15 protein-coding genes and 1 pseudogene are annotated in these 17,533 nt (G+C 75.3%); 5 read left to right on the top strand and 11 right to left on the bottom strand.

Features of this window, described 5'->3' with window-relative positions; genetic code table 11:
* Nucleotides 1-26 precede the first annotated feature (26 nt).
* The 3 genes from AB0C99_RS09155 to AB0C99_RS09145 all read right to left on the bottom strand — a co-directional run bounded on the left by AB0C99_RS09155 (nucleotide 27) and on the right by AB0C99_RS09145 (nucleotide 4,710).
* Nucleotides 27-1,415 (bottom strand): SWIM zinc finger family protein, encoded by a 1,389-nt coding sequence (locus AB0C99_RS09155; RefSeq protein ID WP_362471625.1) that lies wholly within the window; start codon nucleotides 1,413-1,415, stop codon nucleotides 27-29.
* Nucleotides 1,416-1,474: 59 nt separating this feature from the next.
* Nucleotides 1,475-3,067 (bottom strand): alkaline phosphatase D family protein, encoded by a 1,593-nt coding sequence (locus tag AB0C99_RS09150; protein ID WP_362471622.1) that lies wholly within the window; start codon nucleotides 3,065-3,067, stop codon nucleotides 1,475-1,477.
* Nucleotides 3,068-3,213: 146 nt separating this feature from the next.
* Nucleotides 3,214-4,710, bottom strand: a complete 1,497-nt coding sequence (locus tag AB0C99_RS09145) for a PLP-dependent aminotransferase family protein (RefSeq protein ID WP_362471619.1) — start codon at nucleotides 4,708-4,710, stop codon at nucleotides 3,214-3,216.
* Between AB0C99_RS09145 and AB0C99_RS09140 the strand changes: the two are divergent.
* Nucleotides 4,701-5,594, top strand: a pseudogene (locus AB0C99_RS09140) (EamA family transporter); the annotation flags it as partial. The gene AB0C99_RS09145 and the pseudogene AB0C99_RS09140 overlap by 10 nt on opposite strands.
* A 135-nt stretch (nucleotides 5,595-5,729) precedes the next feature.
* Here AB0C99_RS09140 and AB0C99_RS09135 read toward each other — a convergent pair.
* The gene (locus AB0C99_RS09135) at nucleotides 5,730-6,566 is read right to left on the bottom strand and encodes an alpha/beta fold hydrolase (protein WP_362471616.1); all 837 of its coding nucleotides are present in this window, start codon (nucleotides 6,564-6,566) and stop codon (nucleotides 5,730-5,732) included.
* 135 nt (nucleotides 6,567-6,701) lie between these two features.
* Between AB0C99_RS09135 and AB0C99_RS09130 the strand changes: the two genes are divergently transcribed.
* Together AB0C99_RS09130 and AB0C99_RS09125 are read left to right on the top strand one after the other, a co-directional pair.
* Nucleotides 6,702-7,583 carry an RNA polymerase sigma-70 factor gene (locus tag AB0C99_RS09130; protein ID WP_362471813.1) on the top strand — a complete coding sequence of 294 codons (882 nt, stop codon included), beginning with the start codon at nucleotides 6,702-6,704 and terminating at the stop codon, nucleotides 7,581-7,583.
* A 260-nt stretch (nucleotides 7,584-7,843) separates the two neighbouring features.
* Nucleotides 7,844-8,584: a GntR family transcriptional regulator gene (locus tag AB0C99_RS09125; RefSeq protein ID WP_362471613.1), complete on the top strand. Its 741-nt coding sequence runs from the start codon at nucleotides 7,844-7,846 to the stop codon at nucleotides 8,582-8,584.
* A gap of 143 nt (nucleotides 8,585-8,727) precedes the next feature.
* Here the strand turns inward: AB0C99_RS09125 and AB0C99_RS09120 are convergent, their stop codons facing one another.
* Nucleotides 8,728-9,885 (bottom strand): ROK family transcriptional regulator, encoded by a 1,158-nt coding sequence (locus AB0C99_RS09120; protein ID WP_362471610.1) that lies wholly within the window; start codon nucleotides 9,883-9,885, stop codon nucleotides 8,728-8,730.
* 144 nt (nucleotides 9,886-10,029) lie between these two features.
* Here AB0C99_RS09120 and AB0C99_RS09115 point away from each other — a divergent pair, with 144 nt between their 5' ends.
* Nucleotides 10,030-10,401, top strand: a complete 372-nt coding sequence (locus tag AB0C99_RS09115) for a hypothetical protein (protein WP_362471607.1) — start codon at nucleotides 10,030-10,032, stop codon at nucleotides 10,399-10,401.
* A 36-nt stretch (nucleotides 10,402-10,437) separates the two neighbouring features.
* Here AB0C99_RS09115 and mug read toward each other — a convergent pair whose 3' ends face one another.
* The 3 genes from mug to AB0C99_RS09100 all read right to left on the bottom strand — a co-directional run bounded on the left by mug (nucleotide 10,438) and on the right by AB0C99_RS09100 (nucleotide 13,314).
* Entirely contained in the window at nucleotides 10,438-11,013 is a 576-nt protein-coding gene (mug, locus tag AB0C99_RS09110; RefSeq protein ID WP_362471810.1) for a G/U mismatch-specific DNA glycosylase, read from the bottom strand.
* Nucleotides 11,010-12,452 carry an adenylosuccinate lyase gene (gene purB / locus AB0C99_RS09105; RefSeq protein ID WP_362471604.1) on the bottom strand — a complete coding sequence of 481 codons (1,443 nt, stop codon included), beginning with the start codon at nucleotides 12,450-12,452 and terminating at the stop codon, nucleotides 11,010-11,012. The genes mug and purB overlap by 4 nt, the downstream gene beginning before the upstream one ends.
* A gap of 73 nt (nucleotides 12,453-12,525) precedes the next feature.
* Nucleotides 12,526-13,314: an SGNH/GDSL hydrolase family protein gene (locus AB0C99_RS09100; protein WP_362471602.1), complete on the bottom strand. Its 789-nt coding sequence runs from the start codon at nucleotides 13,312-13,314 to the stop codon at nucleotides 12,526-12,528.
* A 64-nt stretch (nucleotides 13,315-13,378) separates the two neighbouring features.
* On the opposite strand from AB0C99_RS09100, the gene AB0C99_RS09095 reads away from it, so the two are divergent.
* The gene (locus tag AB0C99_RS09095) at nucleotides 13,379-14,371 is read left to right on the top strand and encodes a maleylpyruvate isomerase family mycothiol-dependent enzyme (RefSeq protein ID WP_362471599.1); all 993 of its coding nucleotides are present in this window, start codon (nucleotides 13,379-13,381) and stop codon (nucleotides 14,369-14,371) included.
* 119 nt (nucleotides 14,372-14,490) lie between these two features.
* Here the strand turns inward: AB0C99_RS09095 and AB0C99_RS09090 are convergent, their stop codons facing one another.
* The 3 genes from AB0C99_RS09090 to AB0C99_RS09080 all read right to left on the bottom strand — a co-directional run bounded on the left by AB0C99_RS09090 (nucleotide 14,491) and on the right by AB0C99_RS09080 (nucleotide 17,524).
* Nucleotides 14,491-15,510, bottom strand: a complete 1,020-nt coding sequence (locus AB0C99_RS09090; RefSeq protein WP_362471596.1) for a hemolysin family protein — start codon at nucleotides 15,508-15,510, stop codon at nucleotides 14,491-14,493.
* Nucleotides 15,507-16,850, bottom strand: coding sequence for a hemolysin family protein (locus AB0C99_RS09085; protein WP_362471594.1), 1,344 nt, complete (start codon nucleotides 16,848-16,850; stop codon nucleotides 15,507-15,509). Before AB0C99_RS09085 ends, AB0C99_RS09090 begins: the two co-directional genes overlap by 4 nt.
* A gap of 236 nt (nucleotides 16,851-17,086) precedes the next feature.
* A complete protein-coding gene (locus tag AB0C99_RS09080) occupies nucleotides 17,087-17,524 on the bottom strand; it encodes a GNAT family N-acetyltransferase (RefSeq protein WP_362471591.1) in 438 nt (145 codons plus the stop codon).
* Nucleotides 17,525-17,533: the final 9 nt, after the last annotated feature.

The following is a 17,533-nucleotide window of genomic DNA, read 5'->3' as shown; positions in this document are numbered from 1 at the left end:
CCCGGGCTCCCGCTCCGTCGCCGTCGTCATCGCGCGTCCCCCACCGCGACCGGCGCGCCGACGGACGCGCCGCGCCGGGCCATCCGGACCGCGAGCGCGTGCTTGCACGGCCCCCGCCGCCCCCGGTACTCCGCCCACCAGGCGCAGGTGCAGTGCAGCCGGCCCCCGCCCGACTCCCGCACCTGGTAGCGCCGCTCCCCGGAGGCGACCGTGGCGAGCTCGCCGTCCAGCGCGACCGCCCCCTCGGCGAGCAGCCGGCGCGCGTCGACCAGCCGGGGGTTGTGCCGCTCGGCGCGGTCCGCGTCGTACGGCAGCTCCCGGTGGAAGTAGGCCGCGTCGGCCACGTCGTACCCCACCCGCCCGGCGGTGCCGAGCCGCGTCAGCGCCGCCCGCACCCGCTCGACGGAGAGCCCCGCCTGCTCGGCCAGGTCGGCCGGGTCGATGCGCGGCTCCCAGGCCAGCAGCACCGACACCAGCTCCGCGTCCCCGGCCGCCTCGTCGGTGGCCAGGGCCTCCAGGACGCCGCCCTCGCCGGAGAAGCCGCGCGCCGGGTCCGGCGACAGCGTCAGCGTGAGCCGCATCCCCGGCAGCTCGACCTCCCAGGCGCTCGGCGCGGGCGCGCCGTCCGGCACCGGCCCGTACACCCGCAGCGCCGTCGCGTGCCGCAGCACCCGCTCCAGGGCCACCAGCCGGTCCGGGCCGGCCAGGCAGACGGAGCCGGGCAGCGGCCGGGTGGTGGGCCGCAGCGTCCGGCCGGCGGGCGTCACCCACAGCGGCGCGGCGCCCCGGGCCTGCGAGCGCGGCAGCGAGCGCAGGAACCGCACCGCCTCGGCGCCCGACAGCTCGGCGCGCAGGTCGAAACCGGCGGAGGCGACCTGCGCCTCGGCGAAGCCCCGCAGCCAGCGGTCCGGCAGCGGCACCTTCTTCTCCACGACGGGCCCCTCCATCGTGGTGACCGCCAGCTCCTCGGGGCCGACCCGCAGGTGCAGCGGGTCGTCGCCGGTGAGCCGGGACAGCGCCTCGCGCAGCGGGTTGTTCACGTCCACGTTGGTCGTGCCGTGGCCCGTCTGCGCGCCGTCCAGGCCCGCGCTCAGCACGTCGAGTCGCGCGTACACCCCGCCGCAGCCCGAGAAGGACTCGAACCTCAGCCGGTCCCCGTTCCCCGTGACCACCGGGTCAAGGGAGGCCGGGCGCAGCCGCTGGTAGTAGCGCGCGGCGGCCACGTCGGCGACCGCGAGCAGACCGCGCGCGGCGATCTGCGGGGAGCTGAGGAAGCCCGCGAAGAACCGGGGCCGGGCCTCGGCGCCGCGCGGCGTGAGACCCCCCGAGGTCTCCAGACCGAGCAGCCGGCCGGAGTCCCCGGACTCCAGTGCGGAAGGGCGTGCGTAGGCGAGCGCCTGTACGGATCGCGTCATGGGAAAAACCGTAGGACCCGGCACTGACAATCGGCCGGGTCCGCCTCCGACCTGCTGTTCTACCGGAGTTGCTGCCCGACCCGGCCCGGCTGGAGCACCGTGCTGAACAGCACCGTGCCGCCCTCGGCGCGCAGGCGGACCGTCAGTTCCCCGCTGTCGCCGTCGATGTCCACCTCGCCGAAGTACTGCGGGCTCTCCATCGGCGACAGGTTGGCCCGCTCCGGGGCCCGCACGAAGACCCGCTCGGGTCCGAAGGTCGCGTCGAGCGCGTTGGCCGGGAAGCCGCCCGCCGCCAGCGGCCCGGAGACGAACTCCCAGAAGGGCGCGAAGTCCTGGAAGGCGGCGCGCTCCGGCGCGTAGTGCTGAGCCGAGGTGTAGTGCACGTCCGCCGTGAGCCACACCGTGCCGGTGATCCGGCGGTGCTTGATGAAGCGGAGCAGCTCGGCGATCTGCAGCTCGCGCCCGAGCGGCGCGCCCGGGTCGCCCTGCGCGACCGCCTCGAAGTCGGTGGCGCCGTCCGTGACCACGAGCCCCAGCGGCATGTCCGCGGCGAGCACCTTCCACACCGCGCGCGAACGGCTCAGCTCCCGCTTCAGCCACTCCAGTTGCTCCGCGCCGAGGATGCCGGTGGTGTCGTCGGCCTGCCGGCCCGGCGAGTTCGCGTTGCGGTACGAGCGCATGTCCAGCACGAACACGTCGAGCAGCGGCCCGTACCGCACCACCCGGTGCATCCGGCGCTCGGCGCCGCGCGCGTGCAGGGTGGAGACGGGGAAGTACTCGGCGAAGGCGCGCGAGGCGCGGGCCGCGAGCACGTCGACACTCTTCTCGGTGTAGCGGGCGTCGTCCAGGATCTGGCCGGGGTACCAGTTGTTGCGCACCTCGTGGTCGTCCCACTGCACGATCGACGGCACCTGGGCGTTGAAGGCGCGCACGTTGTGGTCGAGCAGGTTGTAGCGGAAGTTGCCCCGGTACTCGGCGAGGGTCTCGGCGACCTTCGCCTTCTCGGGCGTGGTCACGTTCCGCCAGATCCGGCCGTCGGGGAGCGTCACGCTGGGCTGGATGACCCCGTCGGCGTAGATGGTGTCGCCGCTGCACAGGAAGAAGTCCGGGTCGAGCCGGCGCATCTCCTCGTACGCGCGAAAGCCCCCGATGTCCGGGTTGATGCCCCAGCCCTGCCCGGCGATGTCGCCGGACCACAGGAACCGCACGCCGTCCCGGCGCCGTTCGGGCGCGGTGCGAAAGGTGCCGGTCACCGGCGCGCCCGTGCGGCGCGGGTCGTCCGGGTCCGCGAGGGTGACCCGGTAGTGGATCTGCTCGCCCGCAGGCAGCCCGCGCAGCGCGGTGGTGCCGGTGAAGTCGGTGCCGGGGCCGAGCAGCGGCCCGTAGTGGCGGCGGACGCGCCGGAAGGACTCCCCGGACGAGGTCTCCACGATCATCCGCGCGGGCCGGTCCGAACGGACCCACACGAGCCCGGAGTTCGCCGTCACGTCACCGGCCTGCACGCCCCACGCGGCCGACGGGCGCCCGGAGAGCGCGAGCGCCGGGCTCGCGAACGCGTCCCCGCCGACGGCGAACGCTGCGGCCGAGGCGGCGAGCGATCCGCGCAGCACCGTACGGCGTGCGGGAGAGGGAGCGGGCGTGGGGTGCGACATCGGAGCGCCTCCGGGGACCGTGCGGAAAGGGACGCCCCCATGCCTAGCGCCCGGGGACGGCGCACAGCCGAACCCCGTGTGAACAACGGTACGGGGACGGGGCCCGGCCCCATCCTGAGTGGCTGTCAGCCTGCTGTCAGCCCCCGTCATCCGCCGCCAGTCGCCCTCGGCCGCCTTTCCGTTGCCGCCAGCAGCTCCACCCCCCGCGCGATCTCGCCGGGAGTCAGGTGGGCGTAGCCGAGGACCAGGCGGACCGTGCCGTCCGGCGGGCGGCGCGTGCCGTAGTCGGCCAGCGGGCGGGCGGCCACCCCGGCCGCCCGGGCGCGCTCCAGGAAGCGGTCGGTCGGGCCGTGCTCCTCGGGGAGGTGGGCGATGACGTGGAGGCCGGCCGCGATGCCGCTCACCCGGCTCCCGGGGAAGTGCCGCTCCAGCGCGGCGACCAGGGCGTCCCGGCGCTCCCGGTAGGCGCGCTGGCAGCGGCGGAGCTGCCGGTCGTAGCCGCCGTCGGCGACGAAGCGCGCGAGGACCGCCTGGTCCAGGGCGGGGTTGCCGAGGTCCATGGTCCGCTTGCGCTCCACCACCTCGTCGAGCAGCGCCTCCGGCACCAGCATCCAGCCGAGCCGCAGCCCCGGCGCGAGCGACTTGCTCACCGAGCCCGCGTAGGCGACGCGCTCCGGGTCGAGCCCCTGGAGCGCCCCCACCGGGGCCCGGTCGTAGCGGAAGTCGCCGTCGTAGTCGTCCTCCAGGACGTAGCCGTCCACCGCCCGCGCCCAGTCCAGCAGCGCGGCCCGCCGCCCCGCCGAGTACGCGATCCCGGACGGGAACTGGTGCGAGGGCGTCGCCACCACCGCCCGCACCCCCGACGCGGCCAGCGGCCCCGGCTCCAGGCCCTCCCCGTCGACCGGCAGCCAGAGCGTGTCCAGCCCCGTGGAGGCGAACAGCCGGGCGTGCTCCGGGCTGCCGGGGTCCTCGACACCCACGGTGCGCAGCCCGCGCGCCCGCAGCACGAAGCCCAGCAGCGTCGTCGCCTGCGCCACCCCCGAGCACACCACCAGGCGCTCGGGACCGGCCACCACCCCGCGCCTGCGCGCGAGGAGCGCGGCGAGCGCGGCGCGCAGCTCCGGCAGCCCGCGCGGGTCCGGGTAGCCGAGCTCGCGGTGGGCCAGCTCCGACAGCACCGCCCGCTGCGCCGCGCCCCACGCGGCGCGCGGGAACAGCGCCAGGTCGGGCGTCCCCGCGCGGAAGTCCACGCGGATGCCTGGCGTACCCGGCACGCCCGACGAGCCCGGCGCCAGGTCCCGTACGCCCCGCGCACCCCGCGCGGCCGAGCGCGCCGCGCCGCCCACCCAGGTGCCCGAGCCCCGGTCGCTGCGCAGATAGCCCTCGGCGACGAGCTGCTCGTACACCTCGGTCACCAGACCGCGCGAGACTCCGAGGTCGGCGGCGAGGGCGCGGCTCGACGGCAGCCGGGTGCCCGGGGCCAGCCGTCCCGCGCGGACCGCCTCCCGCAGGGCCTCCTGGAGCGCCCGCCCGCGCCCGCGCGCGGGCGCGCCCGCCGCCGGGAGGAGCAGCTCCCAGGCGGGCTGCGCCGCCCCGGGGGCCGCCGCCGGGCCGTCCTCCCAAGTGGTCCCCGATGCCGTCATGGAAGTGGACCTTAATGCGGAGAGCGCCGCTTCCTACCGTCGGGACCATGAACGTCGACTCCCTGCGCGGCGCCGTCCTGGTGACCGTCGCCTATGCCCTCGTCGGGGCCTCCTTCACCGCCAACGCCCTGCTGGGGGCCTATCCGTACGCGGGCGGGCAGGCGCTGCGGTACGCCGCCGCCTGTCTGCTCCTGCTGCCGCTGCTGGGGCGCGGCGGGCTCGCCCCGCTGCGGGCCCTGACCGCGCGCCAGTGGGGGCGGCTGGCCCTGATCGCCGCCGTCGGGATGGTCGGCTTCAACCTGGCCGTGCTCGCCGCCGAGCGGACCGCCGAGCCCGCCGTGCCCGGCGTCCTGGTGGGCTGCGCGCCGGTCGTCGTCGCCGTCCTGGTCCCGCTGACCGAGGGCCGCAGGCCCGCCCGCCCGGTGCTGTACGGCGCCCTCCTGGTCGCCGCCGGCGCCTTCACCGTGCAGGGCTGGGGCCGCACGGACCTCGCGGGCCTCGGCTGGTCGGTGGCGGCCCTCGCGGGCGAGGTCGGCTTCACGGTGCTCGCGGTGCCGGTGCTGCGCCCGCTGGGGCCGAAGCTCCTGACGGCGGTGGTGTGCGGGGTGGCGGCGGTGGAGTCGGCGCTGATCGGCCTGGCCGTCGACGGGACCGCCTTCCTGAGGATGCCGACGGCGGTCGAGACGGGGGCCCTGGTGTGGCAGGCGGTCCTGGCGACCGTCGTCGGCTTCGTCCTCTTCTACATGGGCGTCCAGCGCATCGGCATGGAGAGGGCCACGCTCTATACGGGAGCGATCCCGGTGGCCGCCGCGCTGACCGCCGTCGCGGTCTCCCACGGCTCCTTCGGCCTGCCCCAGGCCGCCGGCGGCCTCCTCGTGGGGGCGGGGGCGGCATTGGGCACGGGCCTGTTCTCCCGCAAGGGCCCGGACGCGTCCTCCCGCGCGGGGCAGCACGCTCCCTCCCACAAAGCCCCAAATGCCTCCTCCCGCAAAGCCCCGGTCACCCCCTCCCGCGCGGGCTCAGACGGCGCGGCTGCCGTCGAGGATCACCCGGGCGACCAGGGCCGGGTCGTCGTTCATGGGGACGTGGCCGCAGCCGGGCAGCCGGACCAGGCGCGCGCCGGGCAGGGTCCGCTTGGCGCGGACGCCCTGGCGGCGCGGGAGCAGCCGGTCGCGGGTGCCCCAGGCGACGGTGACCGGCACGGCGGGGATGTCGTCGGAGAAGAGCACGGTCCGGCCGGCGGCGAGGGTCTGGTGGAAGCCGGTCGAGGCGCGCAGCGCGAGCGTCTCGGCGACGGCCGCCTCGGGTGAACGGCGCCCGGGGCGCGCGTAGATGGTGCTGGTGAGGACGGCGCGGCCGGCGGCGCCGCGGGACAGCCGCTCGATCAGCGGGACGGGCATCGCGAGCGCGGCGGCCCGCATCGCGCGCAGGGTGGTGAAGGCGTAGCGCCGCTCGGCCTCGGACCAGAAGCCGGCCGGGGACAGCGCGGTCACCGAGCGCGCCAGCTTCTCCCGGCCGAGCTCCAGGGCGAGCAGGCCGCCGAGGGAGCTGCCCGCCACGTGCGGCCGGTCGAGGCCGAGGGCCGCGCAGAAGGCGCCGAGCACCGGCACGACGGTGGGCAGGTCGTAGCCGTACCCCTCGGGCAGCGCGGGGGAGGCGCCGAAGCCCGGCAGGTCGACCGCGACGACGTCCCGCTCGGTGGCCAGCACGTCGAACACCGGCTCCCACGCCTGCCAGTGGTGGCCGATCCCGTGGAGCAGCAGCAGCGGTTCGCCGCGCCCCCGGCGCTCGTACGCGACCGTCACCGGGCGTGGCCCGCCGGGCGACTCCACGGGGAAGGTGATCTGTGCGGTCATCGGCTGCTCCTGTCGTGGAAATCCGTGAGACACCCTGTCAGCAACAATTACCCGTGGGTAGAGTCGAGTTCAAGACCGGAGCCCCGACTGGACAGGGTCCGACGCGTGAGCTGGGATGGAGCCGTGCCGACCGACATCCTCACCGACCCGACCGATCTCTTCGAAGAACACCGCCCGATGCTCACCGGTGTCGCCTACCGGATGCTCGGCCGCGCCGCCGACGCCGAGGACGTGGTCCAGGAGGCGTGGCTGCGCTGGTCCGCCGACGACCGCTCCGAGGTCCGCGAGCCCCGCGCCTTCCTCGTCCGGATCACCACCCGGCTCGCCATCGACCGGCTCCGCCACGTCCAGTCCCGCCGCGAGTCCTACGTCGGCCCCTGGCTGCCCGAGCCGATCGTCACCGACTTCGGCCCCACCGTGCCCGACACCGCCGAGCGCGCGCTGCTCTCGGACTCCGTCTCCCTCGCGCTCCTCGTCGTCCTGGAGCAGCTCTCCCCGCTCGAACGCGCGGTCTTCGTGCTGCGGGAGGCGTTCGGCCTCCCCTTCGCCGAGATCGCCGCCGCCCTCGACCGCGGCGAGGCGGCCGTCCGCCAGCTCGCCGGGCGCGCCCGGCGGCACGTCGACGAGGGCCGGCCCCGCTACGACGTGGACCCGGCCCAACGGCGCGAGCTCACCGAGCGGTTCCTCGCCGCCGCGTCCGGCGGCGACCTCGGAGGGCTGCTCGCCCTGCTCGCGCCCGACGCCCGGCTCGTCGGCGACAGCGGCGGCAAGTCCAAGGCCCCGCTGCGGATCATGGAGACCGCCGACAAGGTCGGCCGCTTCCTGGTCGCGATCTCCCTGGGCGCCCAGGAGGAATTCGGCTTCCGCTTCGCGGAGGTCAACGGCGGCCCGGCGCTGCTCGCCCTGGTCGACGGCAAGGTCGACAGCGTCTTCCAGATCGAGATCCGCGACGGCCGGATCGCCTGCGTCTACATCCAGCGCAACCCCGACAAGCTCCAGGGCCTCATCCTCGACTGAGGCCCCGCGCGCCCCCGCCGACCCGCCCCGGACCCCGAAAACGGTCCGGGGCGGTCCGTTTTGCTGCGGGGGCTTCTCCACGACGCGAACGTCCTGTGAACGATCTAGGTCAGAGGGTCACATTCGGGTTCGTTCGGCGCAGGATTGGTCTTGACCAAGGGTGTGAGGCGCCTTATGGTCGCAGAGTTAGTGCAGGAACCTTTAATAAACAAGGGCGCGGAAAACCGCCGCGGGACACGGCGAATGTGCGGAGGATCAGGGTGGGGACCACGCAGCTGGAATCAGTGCCGGAGCCGAAGTACTGGCACCTCAAGACCGTGATCGGCGAAGCCCTCGACTCGGACTTCGCGGTCGGGGAGATCCTCCCCAACGAGCGTGAACTGGCCGCTCGTTTCGGCGTCGCGCGCGCCACGCTCCGGCAGGCGCTGGAGCAGCTCGAGCTGGAAGGACGCCTGCAGCGACGCCGCGGCGTCGGCACCACCGTCGCCCCGCCCCGGGTCGGTGTGGACGTCTCCACCGCCCAGCACACCTGGCCCGGTGTCGGCGAGGCCACCTGGCAGTCCCTCGACTCGGCCGCCGGCACGGCGCCCGCCGCCGTCGCCCGGCTCCTGGAGATCACCGCCGACGAGCCCGTGCACGTGGTGCGCCGGCTGCGCGTGACCGAGGGCCAGCCGGTCGCCGCCGAGCTGCTGTACGTGCCGTCCGGCTCGGTCCCCGGACTCGGTGCCGTGGACGTGCCCGGCGGCGTCGACCGCGCCCGCTCCGTGCTCCGCGAGCTCCAGCGCCTCGCCCTCGACGGGCAGGACCGCTCCGTGGAGCTCGGCTCCGCGCGCGCCGACGACGCCCGGGAGCTGGACCGCCTGCCGGGCGCGCCCGTCCTCGTCGTCACGACCCGCTACCTGTCGGGGGGCGGCACAGCCGCCGTCTCCGTCGCCACGTACCGCGCGGACACCTGCAAGCTCACCTTCGGCGACTCCGGAGACCTGGTCATGGCCTCCTGACCCCGCCGCACCCGCACCACCCGCGCACGCACCACCGCGCACCCGCACCACCCCGCGCACGCACCCCGCGCGCGCCACCGGGCCCGGGTCCGGCCGCCGTCCCCACGGCGCCGGACCCGGGCCCGGCGCCGTCGGCGCCCGCGTCAGCGGCGGGCCGACACCGTGCCGTCCACGGCGAACAACTGCTCCTCCACGTGGTCGAGCGCCAGCCGCAGCGCGCCCGTGCCCACCGCCGCCTCGCCCAGCATCGACAGCACCACGCGCGGCGGGCGCAGGCAGAAACGGGCCAGCTCCTCGCGCAGCGGCTGCAGCACCCCGTCCAGACCGGCCGCCCAGCCGCCGATCACCACCAGCTCCGGGTCGAGCGCGAGCACCAGCGCCGCCACGTCGTGCACCAGGCGCTGGATGAACCGCTCCACGGCCGCCCCGGCCCGCGCGTCGCCCTGCCGGGCCAGCGCGAACACCTCGGCCACCGCCTGCTCGTCCAGCGGGTGCAGCGGCTCGTCCGTCGTGGACAGCAGGTGCTCCGGGGTGACGCCCCGGCCCAGCAGGTGCAGCGCCCCGATCTCGCCGGCGGCCCCGCCGTACCCCCGGTGCAGCCGCCCGCCGATCAGCGAACCGGCGCCCGGGCTCAGGCCCGCGAGGACGAAGACGATGTCGTCGGAGTCGGTGGCCGCGCCCTTCCAGTGCTCGGCCACCGCCGCCGCGTTGGCGTCGTTCTCCACGATCACCGGGCAACGGAAGGAGCGGCGCAGCCGCTCGCCGAGCGCCAGGCCCGTCCAGCCGGGCAGCGCGGTGCCGAGCCGGACCGTGCCGTCGGCCTCGACGATCCCCGGCGAACCCACCCCGACCGCCCGCAGGTTCGACCGGGGCACCCCGGTCCTGCGCAGCACGTCGGCGACCACTGCCCGCACCCGGTCGAGCCGTTCGTCCTCGGGCGCCGTCTCGGACACCTCGCGGGCGCCCGCGCCGATGATCCGCCCGTCCAGGCCGGAGATGAGCGCGGCGACCCGGTGCGGGCCGATCTCGACACCCAGCAGATGCCCGGCCTCCGCCCGGAAGCGGAACCTCCGGGCCGGCCGCCCCTGCCGTCGCGCCTCGCCCTCCTCGGGCGCCGCCTCGACGACCAGACCGCCCTCGATCAGCCCCTCGGTCACGCCCTCGACCGTCGGCCGGGAGAGCCCGGTGACCCGGGTCAGATCCGTGAGTGTGAGCGCGTCGGAGCCCCGCAGCGCATGGAGTACCACCGCGGAGTTGATCCGCCGCAGCAGCGACGGGTCTCCGCCGGTCAGCCGCCCCACCGTGTGTCCTCCCAGCTCGTGCGCGTTCTTTGCCCGGATGTTACTCAATGGGGCACGGGCGGGGCGAGTGCCGTTCGTCCCGGAACCGGACGCCGGCCGCCTGACGGGCCGTCGGTTGTCGGTGCCGACCGCTTTACTGGACCCATGAGCCTGGACCGGCACCTCGCCGCCCTCGACCTGCTGCGCGACCGCCCCTTCGGCGACCGCGCCCACCACGTGGCCGAGTTAGCCACCGCGGTCCCCGCCGACGCCGGGCAGGCGGAGGCGGAGCGCACCGCCCTCGCCGGGCTGCTCGCCGCCCGCTGGGGCCCGCCCGACCGCCTCGGCCTCGGCACCCTGGCGCTGCGCGCGGAGCGGGGCGAGCCGCTGCCCGAGCCGTGGGCCCTGCTGAGCACCGCCGTGCCGGACGTCGAGCTCTGGCGGGTCGGGGGCCGCTGGATCGCCCTCGGCCTGACGGGCGCCGAGGGGGAGTCGCCCGCCCTGCTCGTCTGCGTCACCGAGGTGGACCCGCCGTGAACCGCCCGGCCCGCCCAGGGCCCCGCGCCTTCGTTCTCAGGCCGCCGCGCGCCGGTCCGGCAGCCCCGCCGCCTCGCGGAGCCGGGCGAACTCCTCCGCCATCGACTCGGCCGTCCAGTGCGCGTTCAGGCCGCTCGGGTTGGGCAGCGCCCAGATCCGGGTCGCGCCGATCGTCCGCTCCTGCGGGCCGATCGCCGCCTTCTTCTCCCCGAAGGCCGTGCGGTACGCGGTGACCCCGACGACCGCCAGCCAGCGCGGCGCGAGCCGCTCGACCTTCTCCGTGAGGATCCGGCCGCCCTCCCGGTACTCCTCGGCGCTCAGTTCGTCGGCCCGCGCGGTCGCCCGCGCCACCACGTTGGTGATCCCGAGGCCGTACGCGAGGAGCTCGTCCTGCTCCGCCGGGGCGAGCCGCCGCGGGGTGAGGCCGGACAGGTGCAGCACCGGCCAGAAGCGGTTGCCGGGGCGGGCGAAGTGGTGGCCCGTCGCGGCCGTCATCAGCCCCGGGTTGATCCCGCACAGGAGCACCGAAAGGCCGCCCGCGGCCACGTCGGGGACGACGCGGTCGCGGGCGGCCTGGAGCTCCTCGGCGGAGAACCGGGGGGTTCCGGTCAGAGGATCGACCCGGGGGTGTAGCCGGCGGCCTCCGGGTGCTGCTTGGCGATCTCCTCGATGCGGGAGACGACGGTGGCGACCTGGTCGGCGGCGGCACCGGTGAAGGACAGCTTGTCGGCCATCAGCGCGTCGAGCGCCGCCCGGTCCAGCGGGATCCGCTCGTCGGCGGCCAGCTTGTCGAGCAGCTCGTTGCGCTCGGCGCCCTGCTCGCGCATGGCGAGGGCGGAGGCGACGGCGTGCTCCTTGATGACCTCGTGGGCGACCTCGCGGCCGACCCCGGCGCGCACGGCGCCCATGAGGACCTTGGTGGTGGCGAGGAACGGCAGGTAGCGGTCCAGCTCGCGGGCGATGACCGCGGGGAAGGCGCCGAACTCGTCGAGGACGGTCAGGAAGGTCTCCAGCAGGCCGTCGAAGGCGAAGAACGCGTCCGGCAGGGCCACCCGGCGCACCACCGAGCAGGAGACGTCGCCCTCGTTCCACTGGTCGCCCGCCAGCTCGCCGGTCATCGACGCGTAGCCGCGCAGGATGACCATGAGGCCGTTGACGCGCTCGCAGGAGCGGGTGTTCATCTTGTGCGGCATCGCCGAGGAGCCGACCTGGCCGGGCTTGAAGCCCTCGGTCACCAGCTCGTGGCCCGCCATCAGGCGGATCGTCTTCGCGATCGAGGACGGGGCGGCGGCCAGTTGCACCAGGGTGGTGACCACGTCGTAGTCGAGCGAGCGCGGGTAGACCTGGCCGACCGAGGTGAAGGCGTGCGCGAAGCCGAGGTGCCCGGCGATCCGCCGCTCCAGGTCGGCCAGCTTCGAGGCGTCGCCGCCGAGCAGGTCGAGCATGTCCTGGGCGGTGCCGACCGGGCCCTTGATCCCGCGCAGCGGGTAGCGGCCGAGCAGGTCCTCCAGGCGCGCGTAGGCGGCCAGCAGCTCGTCGGCGGCGGTCGCGAAGCGCTTGCCGAGGGTGGTGGCCTGGGCGGCGACGTTGTGCGAGCGGCCCGCCATGACCAGCTCCGCGTACTCGGCGGAGAGCTTGCCGAGCCGGGCCAGCACGGCCACGGTGCGGTCGCGCATGAGCTCCAGGGAGAGGCGGATCTGAAGCTGCTCGACGTTCTCCGTGAGGTCACGGGAGGTCATGCCCTTGTGGACGTGCTCGTGGCCGGCGAGGGCGTTGAACTCCTCGATGCGGGCCTTCACGTCGTGCCGGGTGACCTTCTCGCGCTCGGCGATGGAGCCGAGGTCGACCTGGTCGACCACGCGCTCGTAGTCGGCCAGGGCCTCGTCCGGAACCTCGATCCCGAGGTCCTTCTGGGCACGCAGCACGGCCAGCCACAGCCGGCGCTCCAGCTTCACCTTCTGCTCGGGGGACCAGAGGACGGCGAGCTCCGCGGAGGCGTAGCGGCCGGCCAGGACGTTGGGGATGCGGGGCTTCGCAGTCACAGCAGTCACGTGCACCGATTCTACTGGCGGTTTGTGCAGGTCGGCGCCAGGGTCCCGGCTGGAGCTTGCTACGAGACGGGCGTCACTCCGGCCGGCCCGCCGGCCCCTCGTACGGCAGCAGCTCCGGGCGCTTGGGCGGGAGGCCGTCCCCGGAGGAGCGGCCGGTGAGCCGCCGCCCGATCCACGGCACCAGGTGCTCCTTGGCGAAGCGGGCGTCGGCGGTCCGGCGGGCGGCCCAGCCGGGCGGCGCCTCGGGCGGCAGCGGGGCGCGCCAGTCGTCCTCGGGCGGCAGGCCCAGGGTCTGCCAGACCGCCTCCGCGACCCGCCGGTGCCCCTCGGCCGTCAGGTGCAGCCGGTCCACGTCCCACAGCCGCGGGTCGCCCAGCGCCGGGGCCCCGTACAGGTCCACCACCAGGGCGCCGTGCCGGGCGGCGAGCTCGTCCACGTACGCGAAGAGCTCCTCCATGCGCGGCCGGAAACGCTGCATCACCGGACCCTCGCGGCCGGGGCTGCGCATCAGGACCAGCCGGCCGCAGGACGGGGCGAGCCGCTCCACGGCCTCGCCGAGCAGCCCGCGCACCCGGCCCATGTCGCACTTCGGGCGCAGGGTGTCGTTGAGCCCGCCGACGAGGGTGACGACGTCGGCCTTCATCGAGGCCGCGGTGTCGACCTGCTCCTCGACGATCTGGCCGATCAGCTTGCCGCGCACCGCCAGGTTGGCGTAGCGGAAACCGGGGGCGCGGGAGGCCAGCCGGCCCGCCAGCACGTCGGCCCACCCCCGGTAGGAACCGTCGGGCTTCCGGTCCGACATACCCTCGGTGAAGCTGTCGCCCACGGCGACGAGACTGGTGTACGTGGCATTGATCTCCATGGCCCAGCGATCGTACCGCGCGGTATGGCCGCGGGGACCGGGAGGACCTGGGAGGGGAAACCCCATGAGCGAGGCGCTGCTGAACGCGCTGGCCGAGGCCGTCGCGGAGCTCGCCGCGGAGCGGGATCCCGGGGCGGGGCCGGGCCTGGCGGGCGCCGCGCGCCCGCTGGACGGACTGTCCCCGGCCGACCGCCGGACCCTTGACCGGCTGCTGCGCGACGCAGCCCTGCGGCAGTCGCCCGGACCGCGCCGCGAGCGCCTTCTGAAGGCCCCGGCGCGGCTCGGCCTCCCGGGCGACGCGCACGCCGCCCGGTGCGCGCTGCTCGCCGCGTACACCGAGAGCTTCGTCACGCTCGTCCGCGGCGCCGACCTCGCCGCGCCCGTGCCGTCCTGCCCCGGCTGGACCCTCGCCGACCTGGTCCGGCACCACGGCACCGGCCACCGCTGGACGGAGCACCTGGTGCGGACCCGCGCGGGCGCCCGGGTCCGCCCCGAGGACGTGCCGTCGGAGCTTCCCGAGGACCCGGCGGACTACCCGGACTGGTTCGCCGAGGGCGCCGGGGCCGCCCTGCGGACGCTCGGGGCGGCCGACCCGGACGCCCCGATGTGGTCGTACGGCGCCGATCCGCACGTGCGGTTCCACCCGCGCCGGCTGCTCTTCGAGGCCGTCGTCCACCTGGCCGACGCCGAGCTGGCCCTCGGCCGGGTGCCCGCGCCCGCCGACCCGGACACGGCCGCCGACGGCGTCGAGGAGTTCCTGGAGAACCTGCCGTACTACGCCTGGGTCGCCGAGCCGGTCGCCCGGCTCGGGCGGGACGGCGCGCGCCTGCGGCTGACCGCGACCGACACCGGCGCCGCCTGGACGGTCACCCTGGGCGGCGGCGGCTTCGCCTGGCGGCGCGGCGCCGAGGGCGAGCCCACGGCGGCCGTCGCGGGCACCGCCGCCGACCTGCTGCTCCTCGTCCACGGCCGGTACGCGGCCGACGACACCACCCGCTTCACGGCGACCGGCGACCGGACCCTCCTGGCCGCCTGGGCGGCGGCGACAGCGCTCTAGGCCCGGACGCTGAAAGAGCCGGGGACAGCGGGACGCCGGAAAGGCCCCGGACGCCGGAAGGGCCCGGGACGACAGTAGTCCCGGGCCCTTCCGCCGCCGTGAGCGCGGTGGGTGGCGCGTCAGCCCCCCGCGGGGCGGCCCACCAGCTCGCGCAGCACGTCCTCCATCGTCACCAGACCGGCCGGACTGCCGTCCTCGTCGACGACCGCGGCGAGGTGGGTGCGGCTGCGCCGCATCGCCGTCAGCACGTCGTCCAGCGGCGTCGCCGCCCGCACCCGGGCGATCGGGCGCAGCGCCGACACCGGGAACGGCTGGTCGCGCGGGGTGATGTCCAGCGCGTCCTTCACGTGCAGGTAGCCGAGGATCCGGCGGGCCGGGTCCACCACCGGGAAGCGGGAGTAGCCGGTCCGCGCGGACAGCTCCTCCAGCTCCTCCGGGGTCGTGCCCGCCTGCGCGTACACGACCTCGCCCACCGGCATCACCACGTCCCGCACCGGGCGGCGGCCCAGCTCCAGGGCGTCGTGCAGGCGCTCGGCGGCGCGGTCGTCGAGCAGCCCCGCGTCCCCGGCGTCGGTGACCAGCCGGGCCAGCTCGTCGTCCGAGAAGGTGGCCGCGACCTCGTCCTTCGCCTCGACCCGCAGCAGCTTCAGGATCGTGTTGGCGAAGGCGTTGATCGTGAAGATCACCGGGCGCAGCGCCCGCGCCACGGTCACCAGCGGCGGGCCGAGGACCAGCGCGGAGCGGGCCGGCTCGGCCAGCGCGATGTTCTTCGGGACCATCTCGCCCAGCAGCATGTGCAGGTAGGTGGCGACCGACAGCGCGATCACGAAGGAGATCGGGTGCACCAGGCCGTGCGGCACGCCGACGGCGTCGAAGACCGGCTCCAGGAGGTGGGCGATGGCCGGCTCCGCCACGATGCCCAGCACCAGGGTGCACAGGGTGATGCCGAGCTGGGCCGCCGCGAGCAGCGCCGAGACGTGCTCCAGGCCCCAGATGACGCTGCGGGCCCGGCGGTTGCCGGCCTCCGCGAGCGGCTCGATCTGACTGCGGCGCACGGAGATCAGGGCGAACTCGGCGCCGACGAAGAAGGCGTTCACGACCAGGGTCGCGAGGCCGATCAGCAGCTGGACCGCGATCATCGGGCGGCCTCCTCGCTCGTGTCCGCGTCCTCACCGGGCAGCGGGGCGTGCATCAGCACGCGGGCGGCGCGCCGGCCGGAGGCGTCCAGCACGTCGAGCCGCCAGCCGGCCAGCTCCACGGTGTCCCCGACGGCCGGGATCCGGCCGAGCTCGGTGGCCAGCACGCCGGCCAGCGTCTCGTACGGGCCCTCCGGCAGCCGCAGGCCGATGGCCTCCAGCTGGTCGGTGCGGGCGGCGCCGTCCGCCGACCACAGCGCGCGGCCGTCGGCGTCCTCGCCCGCCGGGGCCAGGTCCGAGGTCTCGTGCGGGTCGTGCTCGTCGCGTACCTCGCCGACGACCTCCTCGACGATGTCCTCCAGGGTCGCGACCCCGGCCGTGCCGCCGTACTCGTCGATGACGACGGCCATGGTCTGCTTCCCGGACAGGCGGTCCAGCAGCCGGTCCACGGTCAGGCTCTCGGGGACCAGCAGCGGCTCGCGCAGCAGCTCGCCGATGCCGCGGCGCGGGCGCTCGTCGGCCGGTATGGCGAGGACGTCCTTGATGTGGGCGATGCCGACGACCGTGTCCAGGCTGCCCCGGTAGACGGGGAAGCGGCTGAGCCCGGTCGCGCGGGTCGCGTTGGCGACGTCCTCGGCGGTGGCCTGCACCTCCAGGGCGGTCACCTGGACGCGCGGGGTCATCACGTTCTCTGCCGTGAGCTCGGCCAGGTTGAGCGTGCGGACGAAGAGCTCGGCGGTGTCCGCCTCCAGCGCGCCCTCCTTGGCGGAGTGGCGGGCCAGCGCCACCAGCTCCTGCGGGGAGCGGGCCGAGGCCAGCTCCTCGGTGGGCTCCAGGCCCATCCGGCGCAGGATGCGGTTGGCGGTGTTGTTGAGGTGGCTGATCAGCGGCTTGAACGCGGCGGTGAAGATCCGCTGCGGGGTGGCGACCGCCTTGGCGACCGCGAGCGGCGAGGAGATCGCCCAGTTCTTGGGGACCAGCTCGCCGACGACCATCAGGACGACGGTCGACAGCGCGGTGCCGAGGACCAGGGCCACCGAGGAGGCGACCGAGGGGGAGAGGCCGAGGGCCTCGACCGGGCCCTGGAGCAGCTTGGAGATCGAGGGCTCGGAGAGCATGCCGACGACCAGGTTGGTCACGGTGATGCCGAGCTGGGCGCCGGAGAGCTGGAAGGTCAGCGACTTCACGGCCTTGAGGGCGCCGGCGGCGCCCCGCTCGCCGCGCGCGGCGGCGGCTTCGAGATCGCTCCGCTGGACGGTGGTCAGCGAGAACTCGGCCGCGACGAAGGCACCGCACGCGAGGGCGAGCAGCAGCGCCACGAAGAGGAGCAGTACCTCGGTCATCGGTTCACCTCCGTCCCTCGACGAGTCCCATGATCAGTCAGGGGAGGGAGGACCGCGCGATGTCGGCTTCGGGAACGGCTACTGGGAGGCTCGCCCATGGGCGGACGCTCACACCTTTCGATAGTGCGGGGGCGGTGCTGCCACGGCGCCGCGGCGGTGCTCATGCGGCGCTGTGGCTGATCAGGTGATCGATTTCTGACCACCCATAGTAAAGGACCGGCAAAAGTGGGCAGCGCTCAGTGACCGGCGGTCGCTCCCAGCGGCTTCACCCAGCGCGTCCACTGCTCCTGCGGGCCGTACGCGGCGGCCCGCCACGCGGCCTGGCCGAGCTCGTTGCGGTCCAGCACCATCGCGTCCGCGCGCCGCCCGCCGAGCCGTACGAAACGCTCCTCGGCCGCCGCGAGGAGCGCGCCGCCGATGCCCCGGCGGCGCCGCCCGGGGTGCACGGCGAGCCGGTAGAGATGACAGCGCCAGCCGTCGAAACCGGCGATCACCGTGCCCACCAGCTCCCCGTCCAGCTCGGCCAGGAGCAGCGCCCCGGGGTCCCGCTCGACCAGCCGCGCCACACCCGCGCGGTCGTCGCTGATGCTGGTGCCCTCCGCCGCGGTCTTCCAGAAGGCGAGCACGGCGTCGAGGTCGGCCGCCAGCGCGGCCCGTATCCGAAGATCGTTCATGGCCCGCAT

The sequence above is a fragment of the Streptomyces sp. NPDC048659 genome (assembly GCF_040650575.1).
Taxonomy (GTDB): domain Bacteria; phylum Actinomycetota; class Actinomycetes; order Streptomycetales; family Streptomycetaceae; genus Streptomyces.
The sequence above is the reverse complement of the archived record's forward strand: the minus strand, read 5'-3'. Positions and strand labels throughout refer to the sequence as shown.

What these genes read in the sequence shown, in the direction of transcription:
- AB0C99_RS09155 (WP_362471625.1), bottom strand. Translation starts at nt 1,415, where the DNA reads ATGACGCGATCCGTACAGGCGCTCGCCTACGCACGCCCTTCCGCACTG.
- AB0C99_RS09150 (WP_362471622.1), bottom strand. Translation starts at nt 3,067, where the DNA reads ATGTCGCACCCCACGCCCGCTCCCTCTCCCGCACGCCGTACGGTGCTG.
- AB0C99_RS09145 (WP_362471619.1), bottom strand. Translation starts at nt 4,710, where the DNA reads ATGACGGCATCGGGGACCACTTGGGAGGACGGCCCGGCGGCGGCCCCC.
- AB0C99_RS09135 (WP_362471616.1), bottom strand. Translation starts at nt 6,566, where the DNA reads ATGACCGCACAGATCACCTTCCCCGTGGAGTCGCCCGGCGGGCCACGC.
- AB0C99_RS09115 (WP_362471607.1), top strand. Translation starts at nt 10,030, where the DNA reads ATGAGCCTGGACCGGCACCTCGCCGCCCTCGACCTGCTGCGCGACCGC.
- AB0C99_RS09100 (WP_362471602.1), bottom strand. Translation starts at nt 13,314, where the DNA reads ATGGAGATCAATGCCACGTACACCAGTCTCGTCGCCGTGGGCGACAGC.
- AB0C99_RS09095 (WP_362471599.1), top strand. Translation starts at nt 13,379, where the DNA reads ATGAGCGAGGCGCTGCTGAACGCGCTGGCCGAGGCCGTCGCGGAGCTC.
- AB0C99_RS09090 (WP_362471596.1), bottom strand. Translation starts at nt 15,510, where the DNA reads ATGATCGCGGTCCAGCTGCTGATCGGCCTCGCGACCCTGGTCGTGAAC.
- AB0C99_RS09085 (WP_362471594.1), bottom strand. Translation starts at nt 16,850, where the DNA reads ATGACCGAGGTACTGCTCCTCTTCGTGGCGCTGCTGCTCGCCCTCGCG.
- AB0C99_RS09080 (WP_362471591.1), bottom strand. Translation starts at nt 17,524, where the DNA reads ATGAACGATCTTCGGATACGGGCCGCGCTGGCGGCCGACCTCGACGCC.